Source organism: Glycocaulis sp. (genome assembly GCF_052168375.1).
Lineage (GTDB): Bacteria > Pseudomonadota > Alphaproteobacteria > Caulobacterales > Maricaulaceae > Glycocaulis.
Genome location: NZ_JBQLZR010000289.1, coordinates 1 through 18,404, shown reverse-complemented (window position 1 = coordinate 18,404; position 18,404 = coordinate 1). Strand labels below are relative to the sequence as shown.

General features: G+C 63.4%; 16 protein-coding genes. 11 read left to right on the top strand and 5 right to left on the bottom strand.

The genetic code is table 11. From position 1 onward, the window contains the following. On the top strand, positions 1-425 hold a 425-nt coding region (locus ACTS2Z_RS11835), incomplete at its 5' end, for a trypsin-like serine peptidase (RefSeq protein ID WP_442573414.1). A gap of 14 nt (positions 426-439) precedes the next feature. Here ACTS2Z_RS11835 and ACTS2Z_RS11830 read toward each other — a convergent pair. Next, a complete protein-coding gene (locus ACTS2Z_RS11830; RefSeq protein WP_442573413.1) occupies positions 440-1,516 on the bottom strand; it encodes a DUF481 domain-containing protein in 1,077 nt (358 codons plus the stop codon). 126 nt (positions 1,517-1,642) lie between these two features. Between ACTS2Z_RS11830 and ACTS2Z_RS11825 the strand changes: the two genes are divergently transcribed. Then, positions 1,643-2,365, top strand: coding sequence for a lysoplasmalogenase (locus ACTS2Z_RS11825; RefSeq protein ID WP_442573412.1), 723 nt, complete (start codon positions 1,643-1,645; stop codon positions 2,363-2,365). 16 nt (positions 2,366-2,381) lie between these two features. Here the strand turns inward: ACTS2Z_RS11825 and rpoH are convergent, their stop codons facing one another. Next, entirely contained in the window at positions 2,382-3,275 is an 894-nt protein-coding gene (rpoH, locus tag ACTS2Z_RS11820; protein WP_442573411.1) for an RNA polymerase sigma factor RpoH, read from the bottom strand. A 274-nt stretch (positions 3,276-3,549) separates the two neighbouring features. Here rpoH and ACTS2Z_RS11815 point away from each other — a divergent pair, with 274 nt between their 5' ends. Then, positions 3,550-4,062 carry a GNAT family N-acetyltransferase gene (locus ACTS2Z_RS11815; protein WP_442573410.1) on the top strand — a complete coding sequence of 171 codons (513 nt, stop codon included), beginning with the start codon at positions 3,550-3,552 and terminating at the stop codon, positions 4,060-4,062. Between the two features lie 109 nt (positions 4,063-4,171). Further along, positions 4,172-4,303: a hypothetical protein gene (locus ACTS2Z_RS11810; protein ID WP_442573409.1), complete on the top strand. Its 132-nt coding sequence runs from the start codon at positions 4,172-4,174 to the stop codon at positions 4,301-4,303. 21 nt (positions 4,304-4,324) lie between these two features. Here ACTS2Z_RS11810 and ACTS2Z_RS11805 read toward each other — a convergent pair whose 3' ends face one another. Beyond that, complete coding sequence (locus ACTS2Z_RS11805) at positions 4,325-6,004, bottom strand: methyl-accepting chemotaxis protein (protein ID WP_442573408.1); 1,680 nt, start codon at positions 6,002-6,004, stop codon at positions 4,325-4,327. Positions 6,005-6,149: 145 nt separating this feature from the next. Between ACTS2Z_RS11805 and ACTS2Z_RS11800 the strand changes: the two genes are divergently transcribed. Continuing rightward, positions 6,150-7,037, top strand: coding sequence for a bile acid:sodium symporter family protein (locus ACTS2Z_RS11800; RefSeq protein WP_442573407.1), 888 nt, complete (start codon positions 6,150-6,152; stop codon positions 7,035-7,037). On the opposite strand, the gene ACTS2Z_RS11795 is transcribed toward ACTS2Z_RS11800, so the two are convergent. Beyond that, positions 7,034-7,918, bottom strand: coding sequence for an RluA family pseudouridine synthase (locus ACTS2Z_RS11795; protein ID WP_442573406.1), 885 nt, complete (start codon positions 7,916-7,918; stop codon positions 7,034-7,036). The two genes, ACTS2Z_RS11800 and ACTS2Z_RS11795, sit on opposite strands and share 4 nt — an antisense overlap. A gap of 300 nt (positions 7,919-8,218) precedes the next feature. Here ACTS2Z_RS11795 and ACTS2Z_RS11790 point away from each other — a divergent pair, with 300 nt between their 5' ends. From ACTS2Z_RS11790 to sppA, 5 genes are all read left to right on the top strand, one after another. After that, positions 8,219-10,546, top strand: coding sequence for a TonB-dependent receptor (locus tag ACTS2Z_RS11790; protein ID WP_442573405.1), 2,328 nt, complete (start codon positions 8,219-8,221; stop codon positions 10,544-10,546). A gap of 143 nt (positions 10,547-10,689) precedes the next feature. After that, positions 10,690-12,405 (top strand): alkaline phosphatase D family protein, encoded by a 1,716-nt coding sequence (locus tag ACTS2Z_RS11785; protein WP_442573404.1) that lies wholly within the window; start codon positions 10,690-10,692, stop codon positions 12,403-12,405. A gap of 82 nt (positions 12,406-12,487) precedes the next feature. Next, complete coding sequence (locus ACTS2Z_RS11780; RefSeq protein ID WP_442573403.1) at positions 12,488-13,708, top strand: hypothetical protein; 1,221 nt, start codon at positions 12,488-12,490, stop codon at positions 13,706-13,708. 16 nt (positions 13,709-13,724) lie between these two features. Beyond that, positions 13,725-14,696 (top strand): substrate-binding periplasmic protein, encoded by a 972-nt coding sequence (locus ACTS2Z_RS11775; protein WP_442573402.1) that lies wholly within the window; start codon positions 13,725-13,727, stop codon positions 14,694-14,696. A gap of 142 nt (positions 14,697-14,838) precedes the next feature. Beyond that, on the top strand, positions 14,839-16,683 hold the full coding sequence (gene sppA, locus ACTS2Z_RS11770; RefSeq protein ID WP_442573401.1) for a signal peptide peptidase SppA: 1,845 nt from the start codon (positions 14,839-14,841) through the stop codon (positions 16,681-16,683). Between the two features lie 84 nt (positions 16,684-16,767). Here the strand turns inward: sppA and folE are convergent, their stop codons facing one another. Further along, on the bottom strand, positions 16,768-17,403 hold the full coding sequence (folE, locus tag ACTS2Z_RS11765) for a GTP cyclohydrolase I FolE (protein ID WP_442573400.1): 636 nt from the start codon (positions 17,401-17,403) through the stop codon (positions 16,768-16,770). 329 nt (positions 17,404-17,732) lie between these two features. Here folE and ACTS2Z_RS11760 point away from each other — a divergent pair. After that, positions 17,733-18,404, top strand: a 672-nt coding sequence (locus tag ACTS2Z_RS11760) for a class I tRNA ligase family protein (protein ID WP_442573399.1), incomplete at its 3' end; no start/stop codon positions are given.

Sequence of the window (18,404 nt, the reverse complement as noted above, 5' to 3'; positions counted from 1 at the left end):
GGGACGAGCTCGGCTTTGGCGGTGTGCTGGACATTGTTGCCGACCGGGGTGACCGGGCCACGCGTGAGGCGCGCATCTGGCAGGCCGGCTATTCCTGGGATACCGGCGACAATCTCTCCGGCAACGAGGATTGCCGCATTCTGGTCGCCTATCCGGACGATACCATCTCGCACGATTGCGACACGACGCGCGGCGATTCCGGTTCGCCCTTCATGGTGTTCGAGAATGGCGAGTGGCAGATCATCGCCACCGATTCCAATTTCCGCAGCAATCCGGACGGGCCGTTCATCTATATCTCGTCGCGCTCCAGCCGCTGGGTTCACCTGCTTGATGACTTTGCAGCTGGCCGTATCGGCGCTGGCGGTGTGCGTCCGCAAGGCCCGGGCAAGCCCGGAGCTCCGGTAGCAATCAAGCTGGAGGACTAGGGGGTCGGAGCCTCCTAGAACTCCCGCACGATGGAGATGTCGGTTCGGCTATCGCCTTTCTCAAAGCCCGGATTGGGCTGGAACTCGTAGCGGTAGCGGTATTGCAGGCGGAGCGCCCACAGCTCGTTGAGGTCGGTAGTCAGGCCGAACAGCTGATCGATCCGGCTGGTGTCGGCCACCAGTACGCTCGTCTCCGAGGTGAAGTTCAGCGATTCGGTAATCTGCAAGGCGAGGTCAGAGCCCAGATCGAGCGCGCCTACAGTTTCGGTGCCATTGCCCGGTTCGGCCAGCATCCGGATACCGGGGCCGGCGCGCAATATCCAGGTTCGCGCCGGATCGGTCAGCACCCTGTAACCGGCACCGATGCCGGCAAAGGCGGTCCAGTCAAAGCTGGCGATGCGGTCGCGTTCATAGTCGGCGGCAACAAAATAGGTGAAGCGTTCACCCGCCTCGCGCTCGCCGCGCATGCGTGCCCGGAAATTGTCCCGTCCGATCACGCCATTGATCTCGGAATACGCGTAGTCGATATCGCCCTGGAAGCCCCAGCCAGACAGTTCGCGGGTTAGCTGCAGGCCGAACGTGTAGTCCTCGCGCGCCGTGTTACCGGAATCAAAGCGGACACCCAGGCTGGCCCGGCCTTCCCACAACTCGAACCGGCCATTGGCAAAGGTGCGCGCAATCGAAAGCGGAGCCGAAGCGACCGCGCTGGCGAGCCCGGAACTGCTTTCCTCGACGCTCTCTTCGATCCCGTCATCCTTGCCGTCTTCGGCCTCTTCCTCAGCGACCTCGATCGCTGCGGCGCGGGCCGCCTCATCGGGCAGAAGGACCGGTTCGATACCCAGCGCCCGGCGCGCGGCGTTCCCGCGCCCAAGGGCCTCTGCAGCCGCGACGATGGCGTCTGCCGGCTGGGTTAGCGCGATCAGGTGAACCGCGTTGGTAAAGTCCTCGCTTCCTTCCTCGCTCGCCGCGGTGAGCAAGTCCACCAGGGCAGGCGGCAAGGGCGCCTCATCGGCCAGCGCGGTGCCGCCAAGTGCCAGCGAAAGCGCAGCGGCACTGATCAGGGAACGAGCGGGCAGGCGAGGCGACATCATGTGTCTCCCTTTCGAGGCAGGACAGGGTGAGTGACGGGCAGCGGCTGATGGGGGGTTCAGCCCGATTGAAACGTGTTCTAGCTTGAATGCACGGCCACGGCCAAACTGGTGATGGAGTCGACGCGCATGTCTGATCCTTCTGACGAATTTTCCTCAGCAAATCGTTACCGGGAAACCGGCCCGCTCATTCCGGCCTGGACAGGGCCCGCCTATCTGGGCGTCGCGGTCTTCGCAGCCGCCGTTTTCCTCCTGCTCGACCAGATCACCGGCGGTGGCACGCAGATTGCGCTCGTGAAGGTCAGCGGGATTGTCCTGCTTGCGCTCTATGCAGCGTTCCGCAAGGCGTTCGTGCTTTCGCTTGCACTGGTGCTGTCGGCCTGCGGCGACTTCGCCCTCGCCCTGAGCCCGCCCGCCATGGAGGCGGGCATGGGCTTCTTTGGCGCCGCCCATCTGGCCTATCTCGCCATTTTTGCCGGTTTCATCCTGAAAGATGGCTGGCGGCGTGACGGGCTGGTGCTGGCCGCCGGCCTCCTAGCCTTCGGAATTGCCATGTATGGGTGGCTACGCCCGGCCATGGGCGCTCTGGAAGGTCCGGCGAGCGCCTATCTTGCCGTCATCCTCGCCATGGCCATTGCGTCCGGGCTGGTGCGCGGCCCGCGCCTGATCGTGGCTGGCGCCCTGCTTTTCCTGATTTCCGACAGCCTGATCGCTGCCCGCCTCTTCCGTGAAGTGCTCGTCTTTGACGGGCTGGACTGGGGCGGGATTGCGGTGTGGATCACCTATTTCGCGGCGCAATTCTGCCTCGCGGTCGGCATAGTCCGCCGTTCGCAGCAGGGCGCGCAAGGGTAGTGGCAGGCTGCCGGCCTCAGGCCGGCAGCAATCCGCGTTCCTCGGCCAGCCGCTTCATCTCGGCCTGCAGTTTCTCGAAGGCCCGCACCTCGATCTGGCGGATCCGCTCGCGGCTGACACCGTAGACATCGGCCAGTTCTTCGAGCGTACGCGGTTCCTCGGCGAGGCGGCGCTCCTCGATGATGTGGCGTTCACGCTCGTTGAGTCCGCCCATGGCTTCCTGAAGAAGCGTCATGCGGGTGGAGAATTCGTCGCTTTCAGCGAGGCTCTCCTCGGCATCCTCGGCATTGTCATCCGACAGCCAGTCCTGCCATTCGGCCTCGCCATCGACGCGCATCGGAGCGTTCAGCGATGCATCCGGGCCGGACAGGCGCCGGTTCATCGACACGACATCGTCGTTGGTCACGCCCAGCTTGGTGGCAATCGTCTCCACCTGATCGGGGTGAAGGTCGCCTTCCTCCAGCGCCTGCATCTGGCTCTTCATGCGGCGCAGATTGAAGAACAGCTTTTTCTGCGCGGCGGTGGTGCCCATCTTCACCAGGCTCCACGAACGCAGGATGTATTCCTGGATCGAGGCACGGATCCACCACATCGCATAGGTGGCGAGGCGGAAACCCTTGTCCGGGTCGAATTTCTTGACGGCCTGCATCAGGCCCACATTGCCTTCGGAGATCACTTCGGCAATCGGCAGCCCATAGCCGCGATAGCCCATGGCAATCTTCGCCACGAGACGTAAGTGAGAGGTCACGAGCTTGTGGGCAGCTTCGGAATCCTCATGCTCCAGCCAGCGCTTGGCGAGCATGAATTCCTCATCCTTTTCCAGCATCGGAAACTTGCGTATCTCGGTGAGATAGCGCGACAGGCCGCCTTCAGGCGACAGGGATGCCAGACGCATCGCGTTCATTATCATTTCCTCCCATGGCGGGCCGGACTGAGAAGCTACCCCTTGCAGAGTAACGCCGTACCGGCCGCCCCCGTTTCGCTGCGGCCGGATTTCGCCGCCGCAGCAAGGTCCATTTAGGGAGGCCGCACGCCGCTTGCGAGGGGTGCGGGGTGAAGAATTCCTCACCTGCAAGGTCAAGTTTACGAAACCCGCATCCGCCTGTCCCGTGACGTTTCAGAAAGGCTGGCTTGCCTTAAGCGCGATTCTGCCGCTATCGCTTGGCCTCATGGACACCGCAAAAGTGACAATCCGCAGGGCCCAGCCCGGTGATGAGGGCGCTCTGGCGCTGGTCGGGGCCGCGACGTTTCTGGAATCCTATGCAGGCGTCGTCGACGGGCAGGGCATCATCCGCCATTGCGAGGAACGCCACACGGCGCAGGCTTATGGTGCGGCGCTGGACGATCCGGAGCAGGCACTCTGGCTTGCCTGTGTCGAGCCCGGCGCGGCGCCGGTCGGCTACCTCCACCTTGCCCCGCCCAGCCTGCCGGTCGATACCGGTCCCGGCGATATCGAGATAAAGCGCATCTATGTTCTGGCCCGCATGCACGGCACGGGCCTCGGACGCCAGCTCATGGAAACCGCGATCGAGTACGCCCGCATGTCGGGAAAGCAGAACCTGCTTCTGGGCGTCTACAAGGGCAATGCGAAGGCATTGGCCTTCTATGGCCGGGCAGGCTTTGAAGCGCTCGGCGAGCGCAGCTTTGACGTCGGCGGCAGCGTCTATTGCGACTGGGTGATGGGCCGGGCGGTCTGACAGAAATCGGGAACCGGAGTGGAGCAGGCGCGTTGTCCTGCCCCATGCCAGAACGGCCGGCTGTCATCCAGCCGGCCGTCTAGGCAGTCGCGAGCCGAGGAGACCCGCCATGATCGAGAAAGAAAAAACAGAAGCCCGGCAGGGTGAGCCCGCTCCCAACCACATGACCCGTCACGCGCTGGTGGGCGGTATCGTTCTCGTCGTCATAGGCATGGTGATTGCCTACATTTTCATTTTCTGACCTGCCGGGTGTTAGCAGCGCCTAGGCTGCCTTGATGCCGGATACGAAGCGCGCCATCTGATCCTTCAGCTCGCCGGAGCGGGCATTGAGGGTCTTGCACGCCTCAAGCAGTTCGCTCGATGCGCGGGCATTGCCATCAGAAATCTGGTTCAGCGCCTCGATCGTTGACGCGATCTGGCTTGCCCCGGCGGCGGCTTCCTGAATGGCGCGCGCAATGTCGCTCGTGGCAGCGCCCTGCTGTTCGGCGGAGGCGGCTACCCCGCCGGTGAGCGAATTCAGGTCCCCGATGCGCTTGACGATATCGGCAATGCGTTCCACCGCATGACCGGTCGCCGCCTCGATGGCCGACATCTGGGCTTCGATATCGCCCGTTGCCTTCGCGGTCTGGGTGGCGAGGGCCTTCACCTCGTTGGCCACAACCGCGAAGCCCTTGCCGGCTTCACCTGCCCGTGCGGCCTCGATGGTGGCGTTGAGGGCCAGAAGATTCGTTTGTTCGGCAATGCCCTGGATGAGCGAGACAACCTCGCCAACCTTGCTGGCGTTTTCTGCGAGCGCACGCACATCGGTGTCGGTGGCGCGTGCCTGACCGACGGCCTCGCCGATGAGGGCGGAGGCTTCGGAGATCTGGCGGGAGATTTCCTGGATCGAGGCGGAAAGCTCTTCCGATGCCGTGGCGACCGATTGCACATTGGCCGAGGTTTCTTCCGAGGCCGCTGCAGCAGAGCTGGATTCCTCGGTGGTCCGCGCCGCATTGGAATCGACGATACCTGCCGCGCTGTAGACCTGGCTGGCAGCCTGGATCACATCCGCGAGCATGGAGCCGACTTCGGCCTCGAAGCGGTCAGCGGTAGCGACCATCGCCTTGCGCTGGGCTTCCCGCTGACGGGCCTCGGACTGTTCCTGTTCGGCTTTCAGCGCTTCGGCATCGGCGAGCGCGGTGCGCAGGACGCTGACCGTTGACCAGAGCTGGCCGATTTCGTCATGGGTCTGAACAGCAGGCACCTCGACGGTGAGGTCACCGCCAGCGACCTGCTCGAGCACGTCTGTCACGCGGGTGAGCGGACGGCTGACCTGGAAGATCGCCACGTAGAAGGCAAAGCCGAGACCGCCCGCAACGCCGAGAATGGCAATCGTGATCAGGACCAGGAAGCGGGTCTGGTAAAAGCTCACGAGATCGGCCTCGATAGCGACGAGCTGGGCGCGGTCACGGTCCACCACCGCATCGATTTCCTGCTGGTAGGCGCGGCGGTTGGAACGGTTGGCGTCGTTATTGCCCTGAACGTTGGCATCGGCCGGATCGACTTGCGTGCCGAGGCGTGCAGTTTCAGCGCGGAAGGCGCGGAATTCTGCGGTGCGCGCGCGGACGGCTTCGAAAAGCGCGCGGTCCTCACCCGAAGAGGGAATGAGCGTGCTCCATTCGTTGAGGTGGGTGTCGATCTCATCGAGGCGCGACAACAGATTTTGCACAAAAGGCGTTGCCTGCTCGCGCGTTTCCGCGGCGTAGATACCGCGTGCCTCCATGACCACTGCCGTCACCAGCCGGTTGAGATGCTCACCGTAATAGGCGCGCGTGGCGGCGTTTTCATAGGCGTCGACGCGCGCATTATAGGCTTGCATGCTCTGAATGCCGAGGCCGGCAAGAAGAGCCGATACCAGTCCCAGCACGCCGACGGCGGCCATGATCTTGATGCGAATGCTCATGGGGCAAGTCTCCAGTAGGTCCTGCCCGCTGTTTGCCTGCGTCATATGAATTAGCCGTAAACCATAAGGCCCCTTCGGCCCGGACACGCGGTAGTCCTGAATTTGGTGCGTGACCTTCGGGGCGTGTCACGGCTAGCGTCCGCCCATGGACAGCTTTATCGGACAGATTCTCCTGCCCCTCGCCCTCGCCTTCATCATGCTGGCGCTGGGTGTCGGGCTGACGCCGGGCGATTTCCGGCGCATCTTCACCCGGCCAAAGGCTCTGCTTGTCGGGGCCGCGCTGCAATATGTGTCGCTACCCCTGCTGGCGATCCTGATTGTCGCTTTCCTGCCCGCACCGCCCGTCCTTAAAGTCGGGATCGTGCTTCTGGCAGCCTGTCCGGGTGGCACGACATCGAACCTTCTCACCCATATGGCGCGGGGCGATGTGGCGCTTTCCATTTCGCTGACGGCGCTGACCAGCCTTACCTCGATGGTGACGGTCCCGATTGTGCTGATGATCGCGCTCGCCCTGTTCATGGGTCCCGAAGCGCCGGATGTTGGGCTGGTCACAACGGGTCTGGTGATCTTCCTCCTGACCGTCGTTCCGGTTGGTATCGGCATGGCGATCCGCCAGTTCGCGCCAAAAGCCGCCGACCTGCTCGACCGGCATTCGCGCCTGCTCTCGGGCATCGTTTTCACGGCCGTCGTCATGGCCACGCTCATCGCGGACCGCGACGAGCTTGCTGCGCGCTTTGCCGAAGCCGGGCTCGTTGCGCTCAGCCTGAATGTCGCGGCGATGCTGGTCGCGTTTGGCGTGGCCAGCCTTGTCATGCTGAAGATGAAGCAGCGCATCGCGCTGACACTGGAGTGTGGCTTGCAGAATGCAACGCTCGCCATTGTGGTGGCGGTGGGCATGCTGGGCGATGTCGCGTACGCGGTTCCGGCAGCGATCTATGGTCTGCTGATGTTCGTGACCGCTGGCATCTTCATTGTCTGGGCCAGGCGCTGGTCGGGCGTTGCCGCCCGTGCCCGCAGACAGGTGCGCGCCTAAAGCGCCTTCAGCGCCGAATGCAGGGCTGTCAGGTCATCCGGCAAGGGCGTCTCGAACACCATTTCCTCGCGTGTTGTGGGGTGCACAAATCCCAGGACGGCGGCATGCAGGGCCTGCCGGCCGAGCGTGCGTATTTCGGGCAGGTCTGGCACGCCCTTCAGCTGGCTGGTGCGTTGTGGTCCGTAGAGCCTGTCGCCGATCAGCGCATGACCCAGATGCTCCATGTGAACCCGGATCTGGTGTGTCCGGCCGGTCTCCAGACGGCATTCGACCAGCGCGGCCAGCGGCGTGCCGATCGGAGCCTTGGCTTCCTGGCCATAGGTTTCCTGCACCTGATAATGGGTGATGGCTTCCTTGCCGGCTTCGCTTTCCCACTTGAGCACGGCCATCTTCACCCGGTCGCGCGCCGAGCGGGCAAGGCGCGTCTCGACGACGCCTTCACGCGGGCGCGGCGCACCGCGCGTGAAGGCAAGATAGGCGCGCTCTACCGAGTGCCTGGCGAACTGCTTGGAGAGATAGCGGTGCGCTAAATCATTCTTCGCAACGACCAGAACGCCCGACGTGTCCTTGTCGATGCGGTGCACGATGCCTGGCCGCTCCACCCCGCCAATGCCCGAAAGACTGTCCTTGCAGTGATAGAGCAGGGCATGCACCAGCGTGCCCGTCCACGCGCCTGCGCCAGGATGCACGGTCAGGCCGGCGGGCTTGTTGATGACAATGAGGTCGTCATCCTCGTGCAGTATGTCGAGTGGAATGTTTTCCGGCTTGGGAATGGCGGGCTGCAGCGCGGGCATGACCAGCGTGTAGCGTCCGCCCTCCCGCACTTTCGCGGACGGGTCGGTCAGCGCAGCACCGTCCAGTGCTAGCGCACCACCCTCCACAAGTGCCTTTCAGCGCGAACGGGAGAGCTCCGGCCATTGTGCCGCCATCCAGCGGTCCAGCCGTTCGCCTGCATCGTCCGGCCCGGCGACCGTTTCATGAATGTCCTGATCGCTCAAAACCCTGTCCCTGACTGGTTTGCCCGCCACGCCATCGTTGTTTTTGTGCAACGCGTGCTGCGCATGGTGCAGCGCATCAAAAATCTGTAACCGCGTTGAAGCAACACCGTCACCATCGCGGCGTAGCAGCAGGCTCCTGACGCGGCAAGTGGGCCGCAACTACCGGGCGAGGGAGCCATCACCATGATCCGCAAGTCAATCCTCATGTCTGCCGCTGCGCTTGGTGCGCTTACGGCTCCGGCCTTTGCCGAAACCGGTGAGGCCGCCGCCCAGCAGGTCGAGGTGATCCGTGTCACCACCCAGTTCCGCGAGCAGTCCCTCGCCGACGTGCCGGTCAACGTGACCGCCTTCGACGCCGAGCTCATTGATCGTCTGGATATCCGCAATCTCGAAGACATGGCGGCCTTCACGCCGGGCCTCGTTGTTCAGGAGCAGAGCCCCAACAATACCGGCTACTCCCTGCGCGGCATCACCACCGATAGCGGTGATACGTTCGCCGAGTCCCGCGTCGCTGTTTTCCAGGACGGTGTCTCGATCACGCGTTCGCGTGGCTCCTATGTTGAACTCTTTGACATCGAGCGTCTGGAAGTTGCCAAGGGCCCGCAGCCGACCCTGTTCGGACGCGGCGCGCTGATCGGCGGTATCAACATCATCCAGCGCAAGGCCGAGGATACGTCCTCCGCGCAGGTTTACGGCGCGACCGGCAATCTCGACCAGACCGAGATCGGCGGCTACATCAATGCCCGCGTTACCGACGGTGCGGGCCTGCGCATTTCCGGTGTCCGCCGCAGCCGCGACGGTCATATCGACAACCTTCTGGGCGGTACGCTGCAGGGGCGTGACGTGACGGCACTGCGCGCCGTTTTCAGCGCCGAGCTGGTCGAGGGCCTCGATCTTGACCTGATCGCCAACTGGCAGGTCGATACCGGCCCGGGCACCTCTTTCAAGTCGGGCACTCTGGCACCGGCTGGCGGTGATACGAATCCCTTCACACCGGCGGGCATGTTCACCTTCCCCGGCTTTGAAAATGACATGGGCCTCGGGCTTGACCGCACGGTGTGGGGCCTGACCGGCCTTGTGGACTACCGCATCAATGACGCGCTCACCTTGAGCTCCATCACCGGCTATCGCGAGTTCGACTCGGTCGAGGTCTTTGACCCGATCGGTGGCGGTATCAGCTTCATCAACTTCGCCGAGGATGCGCGCGGCCGTCAGCTGAGCCAGGAATTCCGCCTCTCCTACGACGCAGGCGGGCGCATCTCGGCTGTGGGCGGTCTGGCCTGGTTCTACGAAGCCGGCACACAGCGTATTCCGCTGATCGCCAATGAGGCGACCGTGCAGGCTTTCTTCGTCAACCAGGGCGCGTTCGGCAATCCGGCCGGTATCGCGGCTCTGCTGGGTGTGCCGGTCTCGGCGATCACCAGCCTGTCCAATCCGTTCGGTTTCTCCATTGCGGCGCTTGCGGGCGGTCAGGGCTTTGTGCCGCTCGGCACCTATCAGGAAGAATCGGCCAACTCCGGGCGCACCGAGGCGTTTGACGTCTTCGGCGAGATCACCTTGCAGGCCACTGACCGGCTGAGCTTCACCGCCGGCGTGCGCTATACCGGTGAAGACAAGCGCACCTCCGGCTATGGCGCGGCGCTTGCTGGTCCGAACCGGGTCAATTTCGCACCCTTCCTCGTCCTGCCGGGCACACCGAACGGTGCGACGCAGACGCAGGAAGCGAGCTTTGATGACTTCACCTGGCGCTTGGTTGCCGCCTACGAGGTCAGCGACAGCCTCAACACCTGGATTTCCTATGCGCGCGGCCGCCGTCCGGACGTGCTGGCGCTGGATACCGGTTCGCCGACCTTCTTCTCCACTGCACCTGCCGAGCTTGTCGACTCCTATGAGGCAGGCGCCTTCCTTACCCTTGATCGCGGCACGGTCTCCGGCTCGATCTTCTATTCCGAGTACGAGAACTTCCAGTCGAGCGTGTTCGACCCGTTCACCGGCCAGTTCGGTCCGTCCAATGCCGGTGAGGCGACCCAGTACGGTCTCGAGCTGCAAGCCAGCTACGCCGTCACCGACCGCGTCGAGATGTTCGCCACCTATGCCTACAACATGGCGACCTTCAACGACACGTCGAACGGTCAGGCTCAGGCCCTTGCCGGCAACCGCTTCCGCTACTCGCCCGAACATTCTGCCTCGGTCGGAGTGCGCGCGGAGCTGTTCAGCAATAATCTCGGCAGCCTGAGCTTCCTGCCGGCCTATAGCTGGCAGTCGCATATCTTCTTCGACAACAACAACCAGCGCTTCGCCGGGGTCCGTCAGGACGCCTACGGCCTCCTGCGGGCCCGCTTGCGCTTCGATGCCGCTGACGAGCGCTGGTATGGCGAGGTGTTCGGTTCGAACCTCACGGATGAGCAATACCTCATCGATGCGGGCAATACCGGTGCGGCCTTTGGACTGCCGACCTTCATTGCCGGTTCGCCGCGCCTTTACGGTGTGCGTCTGGGCGTGAATTTCTAGGACAGCCGGTTTTCGCCGGGGGGCGGTGCTGGCAGGGCCGGGCGGCTGCTTGAGGGAGCAGCTGGCCCGGCCCTTTTTCTTGTGCCTGTCACAAAGCCCGGTCACAAATTGCGATCACACAGATGCGAAGGGGAGTGAGGGTCATGGTCAAGAAGCTCGATCTGACGCGCCGCGGGGCGCTTCTGGCAGCCGCCGGTGTGGGCGCAGGCCTCACGGCCTGTTCGCAGGCCGCACCGCGCTTTGATCCGCTGCCCGTCCCCGAAGGCCCCTTCAAGCATGGCGTGGCGTCCGGTGATCCTGATCAGACCGGCGTGGTGCTGTGGACGGCTGTCACGGCAGCAGAGACCGGGCCGGTCGGGCTGGAAATTGCCACTGACGATGCGTTCTCCAACATCGTCCGGCGAGAAAGCGTAAGCCCGCGCGCAGGCGTGCTGCGCATTCATGACGCCGTGCCGGTCAAGATGCTGGTGGAGGGTTTGGAGCCGGGCGGCGTATATTTCTACCGCTTCACCCATGGCGGCAATGTTTCACCCGTAGGGCGCACGCGCACGCTTCCCGACGGCCCTGTCGACCGCTTCCGCATCGCAGCCTTCTCCTGCTCAAACTACCCTTACGGTTTCTTCAACGCTTATCGCGATGCGGCCGACCAGGGCGATTTCGACCTGGTCGTCCATCTGGGCGACTATCTCTACGAGTACGCCCATGGCGGCTATGCCACGGCAGATGCAGAGCGGCTCTCGCGCATGCCCGACCCCTTGCACGAGATTGTCAGCGAGGAGGACTATGCCCGCCGTCATGCGCTCTATTGCTCGGACCCGGATCTGCAGGCGCTGAAGGCCGGTGCGCCCTGGATTGCCATCTGGGATGATCACGAGACCGCCAACGATGCGTGGAGTGGGGGCGCGGAAAACCATCAGAGCGAAACCGAGGGCGACTGGCCAACCCGGCGCGACAATGCCCTGCGTGCCTGGCATGACTGGCTGCCCGTGCGTGAGGCTGAACCGCTCATGCGCCGCTATGGTTCGGTGGAGATAGGGGATCTGGCCTCGCTAATCTTTGTCGAGACGCGCCTGACCGCCCGCACCGAGGAACTGACCTTCGACAGCTTTCCGATCCCCGTTGATGCCAATCCGGAGGACCCTGAGAACAGGGCTGCCGTGCAGCGCTGGCGCGACGAGGTCGTCGGCCACCCCGACCGCCGCCTCGTTGATGACGACCAGCATGCCATGATCGAAGACGCACTGGCTGCGTCTGCGGCCGCCGGCAAGCCGTGGCGCATTCTCGCCAATCAGGTGCTGATGGGGCGTCAGGAAGCGCCGAACTACATGACCCAGACGCCCTTCTGGCTGCGCACCGTCATGCGCATGCAGGGCGGCTTCAACTGGGAGTTTGCCCAGCGCACTGCCCATGGCGTGCCGATGAATCTCGACAGCTGGGACGGTTTCCCGCTCGACCGCGAGCGCCTCTATGCTTCGGTGAGGAACGCCGGAGCCGACATCGTGGTGCTCACCGGCGACACCCACAATACCTGGGTGTGTGACTTGCACGATGCATCAGGCAACAGGGTCGGGACCGAGTTCGGTGTCACCTCGGTAACCAGCCCGTCCCCCTATGAGGCCGTCAATGCGCCGGGTGTCGATTTCGGCACCATGGCCGAGGACCGCAACGCGGAAATCCTGCGCAATAATGCCTGGGACAAGGGCTATACCCGCCTCACCCTTACGCCCGACGAGCTGGTCGCGGAGCAGATGATCCTGTCGACGATCAAGGACCGCACTTTCACCATCCAGGCCGATGGCGTCTGGCGGGTCCGGCCAGCCAATGGCGGCCCGGTGCCACAGGTGGAACGTATCGGCTGAGGCATTTTCCCGCGCTGGCGGTTGCGAGCGTGTCTGTGTGCCCTAGTATGGGCGCAACGGCTGCCGGGGAACTGCCCTTTCAATGCGCATCATCACCTACGCGCCGCTGAAGACGGATCTTCGGCTGGCACCGGGGCTTACGCCGTCGCTGGAAAGCTTTGCGGAAATTTCCGGCGCGCTGGCATCTGCGCTGCCGGCAGACAGCTTCACGGTTTTCAACCAGTCCAATGGTGACCGGCGGGCCTATGGCGTGCTCAGCGAGGATGTCTGGGATTTGCGCCTGTTCACCTGGCACCCGCGTGACGATCTTCGCATTCATGTCTATCCGGGGGCTCTGGCCATTGCCGAGCTGGTGCTCGAGCCCGAAGGCCCGCGCGAGGAAATTGAAGCCTGGACGCAGGACGAGACCGACGCCCGTCTCAGGGCGGTTTTCGCTGATTTTCGCGATGCGCTGCATCAGGCCCGGAAGGCCCTTCCTGAAGGCGCGCTCGATGGCGGGCGCGGCGCCGCGCCTGAACGTGAGGTCAGCTTCGACGTGACACGCATTTCGCGCACGCTGCTCATCTCTCCCGAAGAGCGTGATGACAGGAACGTGCAGGCGCTGTTGACCCGGTGGCTTGCCAGCACGATCCGGCCAGCCGACGCCGAAGACATCAATGCCGGCCGGCTGGATGTGTCGATGAGCTGGGTCAATTACGCCATTGTCGACAGCGATCCGGCCCGCACCCGCGAGCTGACTGCCACGATGCGTATCGCGCAGTATTTCTGGTCGGCCCAGGAATGGCTCAACGCCGAGACCCAGTCGATCATTGCCGGTGAGCTGAACGAGCGTCAGGCGCATCACGCCCGGGCGCGGCTTGTAGCCAGCCGCTCGCGCATGCAGATGCTGAAGGTGGAGTACAACGCTTTGCGCAGCGTGCTCAGCCGCTCCAAGGAAATGCGGCTGAAGGCGATACTGGACGGATGGTCCTATGACACGCTGGCGGCCAACGGCGCACTGCTGGTGGATATGTGTTCTGACCGTCTGGGCGAGATCGCCGAGCGCCGGGCCGACCGTTCAGGCTTCTTTACCGACATGATCCTTGTCAGCATCGGCCTTCTGGCGGTTATTGATGTGCTGGTCGGCCTTCTGGCTTTCAGCCGTGAAATCACCACCCGCCCGGCGCTTCAGTATACCGATAGCGGGGTGTCGCAAATCCTGTCGGTGTTCGCTGATGTGAACACGGACACCACCCTGTTCGGCGGAGGTGTCGTCGTCCTTGTCCTGCTGGGGGTCTATCTTGTTGCACGCAAGGCACGCTAGGGCGTTTCTCCTTCTGTTGATGCTTGCAGGGCCTGTTCAGGCCGCCAGCGCACAGGAGGAGGCTGTAATCGCCGCCCACACTGATATATGGCCACCCTATGTCGAGGCTGGCGCGCCGCTGGAAGGCAGCGTCGTCAACATCGTTCGCATGGTGCTGGACGACATGGGAATGGAAGCGGACTGGCAGCGCTTCGACTTCGCCTATAGCTACGACAAGGTCGTTCAGGGCCACGCGCCGCTGGCCTTTCCCTATTTCCGGACGGCGCAGCGCGAGCAGGAAGTGGTACTGTCCGCGCCTCTGTTCGAGGTGACCAATCTCATCTTCCACAATCGCCGCTTTGGTACGCTCGGCGCCGCCGATCTCGGCAATGCCCGTTTCGGACGCGTTGCCGGCTATTCCTATGGTGAGACACTGGATGCCTACAGTGCGCAGGCGCGCGTCTTCGCCAGTGAGGCTGGCGCCCTGCGGGCACTTCTGGATGGCGAGATCGATGCCCTGCCCATGACGCAGAGTGTCGCCGAGGCGACACTCGAGGCGTCCTTTCCCGACGAGATCGAACTGATCCGCCCGGTGGAAGGCATATCCGACACGGCGAGCCTGCACGTCATAGCCCCAATGACCGAAGAGGGGCGCGCGCTGATAGCGCGGTTTGATGCCTCGCTGATGCGCCTGCGCGAAGCGGGCATCATTCCGCCCGGAGATCCGTCTGCCCGGGTACGCCAGCCAGCCCGCACCCTGGCGCGCCTGGTGGCATCGGAGGGCTTTCCAATGATCCTTGCCCGTATCCCCGGGGAGACGGGCTATCTGCCCATACCGCCCGGTGCCCGCGTGACCGTGACCGGATGGAGCGAGCGTATCGCACAAGGGCAGGACGATGACCGCCTCTACCAGACCATGATGGATGAAACGCGCGTCGTAATGCTGTCAGGCCCCCATGTCGGACGCGAGCTTCTGGTGCGTAACATGCATCTGGAAATCGCCGATTAGGCCTGCTCGTCTTCCGGGCAGTGGGCGGCGGCGCGAAAAACATTACATCAAATTTCGTCGACAAGCGCCTTGCGGCGCGTCACATCTGAAGGTGAGCGCACAGGCCTGTGCGCAAACGGGGCTGAAATTCAGGGGAAGTGAAATGAAATTCGTCGCCAGTGCCTGGAGCGGGCTGGGTGCCATCCAGCGCGGTATCGTGCGTGTCATCGGGCTCATCCTGATGATCATTGTCGTCTTCATGCTGATCGGGTCGCTGTTCTCCAGCGACACTGTAAGGGTCGGGTCTTCCGGGGCCCTGTCCCTCAACCTCAATGGCCGGCTTGTCGAGGAACGCACCATCGTCTCTCCGAGCGGTGCCTTGCAGGCTGCCCTTTTCGGCGGCGGTGGCGGAAACGAAATTCTGCTCGATGACGTCGTGAACGGCCTGCGCCTCGCGGCTGAGGACGAGGACGTGACCACGCTCGTCCTTCACCTGTCCGATTTTGGCGGCGCCATGCCGTCCAGCCTGCACACGCTGGCGGCAGAAATGCGCGCCTTCCGCGAGACCGGTAAGACCATCATCGCCCATGCAGACATGTATGGGGATGCCAACTGGTTCCTCGCTGCCCATGCCGACGAGGTCATCCTGCATCCGCAAGGCATGGCGATCGTCGAGGGCTATTCCAGCTTCCGCACCTATTTCCGCGGTCTTCTCGACCGTCTTGGCGTGACGGTGAACATCTTCCGGGTTGGCGAGTTCAAGTCGGCCATCGAGCCCTACGAGCGTGCCGATATGTCCGAAGCCGATTACGAGGCGCGCTCCTTCCTGTTCGGTGATCTGTGGGCGGCCTATACCCGCGATGCGGAAGCCGCTCGCGGCCTGACGCCCGGCACGCTGCAACGCATCGCCGACAATGCCGACACGCTGGTTCAGGGCGTGAATGGCGAGATTTCCCAGCTTGCGCTCGATGAGGGTCTTGTCGACCAGCTTCTTGGCCGCACCGCCTTCAACGCGTTGCTGGATGAACGCTTCGGCACGCTCGATGACGGTGCTCGCCCCGACCTGACCGACTTCTTCGAATGGTACAATGCCAACAAGGAAGAGGCGTCTGGAAATGGCCGCAACGTGATTGCGGTGATCAATGCGGTCGGCACCATTGTCGATGGCGAGGCCGATGGCGGCACGATTGGCGGCGACATTCATGCGCGTCTGGTGCGTCAGGCTCGCCTCGATCCGAATGTGAAAGCGATTGTCCTGCGCATTGATAGCGGCGGCGGCGGCGTCTTTGCCTCCGAACTGATCCGCGAGGAACTGGCACAGGCCCGTGCCGACGGCATCACGGTCATTGCCTCGATGGGCGGCGTTGCCGCATCGGGCGGTTACTGGATCGCCACGCCTGCGCATGAAATCTGGGCGCACCCGACGACCATCACTGGCTCGATCGGCATTTTTGGTCTCGTGCCCACTTTCGAGAACACGCTTGAGCAGGTTGGCGTCACGTCTGACGGCTATGCCAGCACCCGCCTTGGCGGCGCCATCTCGGTTGAGCGCGGCATCAACGAGTATGCAGCCGCCATCTACCAGGCGAGCATCAATGCCGGCTACGAGCAATTCCTCTCGGTCGTCGGCGAGGCACGCGGCATGAGCCGTGATGCGGTTGATGCCGTGGCGCAGGGCCGTGTCTGGACCGGGTCGCAGGCGCTGGAGCGCGGCCTTGTCGACCGTCTTGGCACTTTTGATGAAGCCGTCAGCCGTGCCGCCGAACTCGCCGAGCTGGAAGAGGGTGACTACCAGCTGAAGGTCTTCTCCGAGGAACGCTCGCAGTTTGAAGCCCTGCTGGCCGCCTTCGGCCTGGACGATGAGGCCTCGTCCGGTCTTCTGGGCACCGGAGCCCTGGTCCGGCTTGCCGGCGATGTGGCGCAGGAAGTGCACGCTGTCGAGCTGATGAATGACCCGACGGGCCGCTATGCAGTCTGCCTGGAGTGCCCGGCGCTCGCCGTTCGCTAGGTGAAAGGCAGGGTCAACAAAAAACCCCGGATGGGCACGGCCCATCCGGGGTTTTTCATGCCTGCAAGTCTGGTTTTTGCGGCCTTAGCGCTTGGACTGTTCGCACAGGCGCATGAAGCGTTCGCGCAGTTCCGGGTTGGCCTTGAACTCACCGGTAAAGGTGGTCGTGATGGTCGAGACGTGCGGGTGATGCACGCCGCGCGTTGTCATGCACTGGTGCTTGGCATCGACGAACACCGCCACGCCGCGCGGGTTCATCGCGTCGGTGATGGCATCGGCAATCTGGGCCGTCATCGTCTCTTGCGTCTGCAGACGCTTGGAGAAGGCCTCGACCACCTTGGCGATCTTGGAGATACCGACAACCGCACGGTCAGGCAGGTAGGCGACACAGGCCGTGCCAAGAATGGGGGCCATGTGGTGCTCGCAATGGCTCTCCACATCGATATGGGTCAGCATGACCATATCGTCATAGCCCTGCACGTCCTCGAAGCGCTTGCCGAGGATTTTGGCCGGGTCTTCGTGGTAGCCGCGGAACCATTCCTCATAGGCTTTGACCACGCGCTTGGGCGTTTCCAGAAGGCCTTCGCGGCGGGGATCGTCACCGGCCCAGCGAAGAAGCGTGCGAACAGCCTCTTCGGCTTCGTCGCGGCTGGGGCGTTTGACGGGTTCAAGCATGTCGGCGGCAGCGCCGAGATCAGTTTTTTTCACAATCGCGTCCATGAAGGGCGGATCCTTTCGTTGTCGGGTCCCCGGTCCGGCCGAAATGGCAGGACCAGAGTAGTGCCGGTTTCCGGATCCAGCGGCGGGGCGGGCTTTTGGAAGGCCCTTGTCACATGCTCCAGCGCCGGGTCGTGCAGTCCGGTGGAAAAAGGGCCATCCCTCATTCCGGGCTGCGATGCATATATGGCGTCGATTTGCCGTTTCCACTGCGGCATGACGCCTTTTTCTTCTAACCCGGTCATGGCGGTGTCACAAGCATGTGTGCCGGACACGCCCCGCCGCACCGATTGGGGCTGCGCAAGGCCAAGGGTTACGCTACATAGCCGGGCATGACCGATATCCATCTATACGACACCGCCAGCCGGAGCCGCCGCCGCTTCGTTCCCGTCAATCCTGACCGGGTGACGATGTATGTCTGCGGGCCGACCGTGTATGGCCCGGCCCATATCGGGAATTTCCGCCCGGCGGTCGTCTTTGATGTGCTCTTCCGCCTGCTGCGCGAAGTTTATGGCGCGGACCATGTCGCTTATGCGCGCAATTTCACGGACGTGGATGACAAGATTAACGCCGCCGCCGCGCAGGAGGAGGTTGATATCTCTGTCATCACGCGGCGCTTCACCGCGATCTACCATTCCGACAGTGATGCGCTGGGCATTATGCGGCCGACCTATGAGCCGACCGCCACGGGCCATATGGCCGAGATGATCGCGATGATTTCCGCCCTCATCGAAAGCGGGCACGCTTACGAAGCCGAGGGCCATGTGCTCTTCTCGGTCGCGAGCTACGAGGCCTATGGCAAGCTTTCCGGCCGTTCGCTGGACGACATGATCGCGGGCGCACGCGTCGAGGTCGCTCCCTACAAGAAGGATGCGGCAGACTTCGTGCTCTGGAAGCCGTCAAAGCCGGGCGAGCCTGAATGGCAGGCACCCTTCGGTGCGGGCCGCCCGGGCTGGCATATCGAATGCTCGGCAATGGCGGAGAAGCATCTCGGCCTGCCGTTC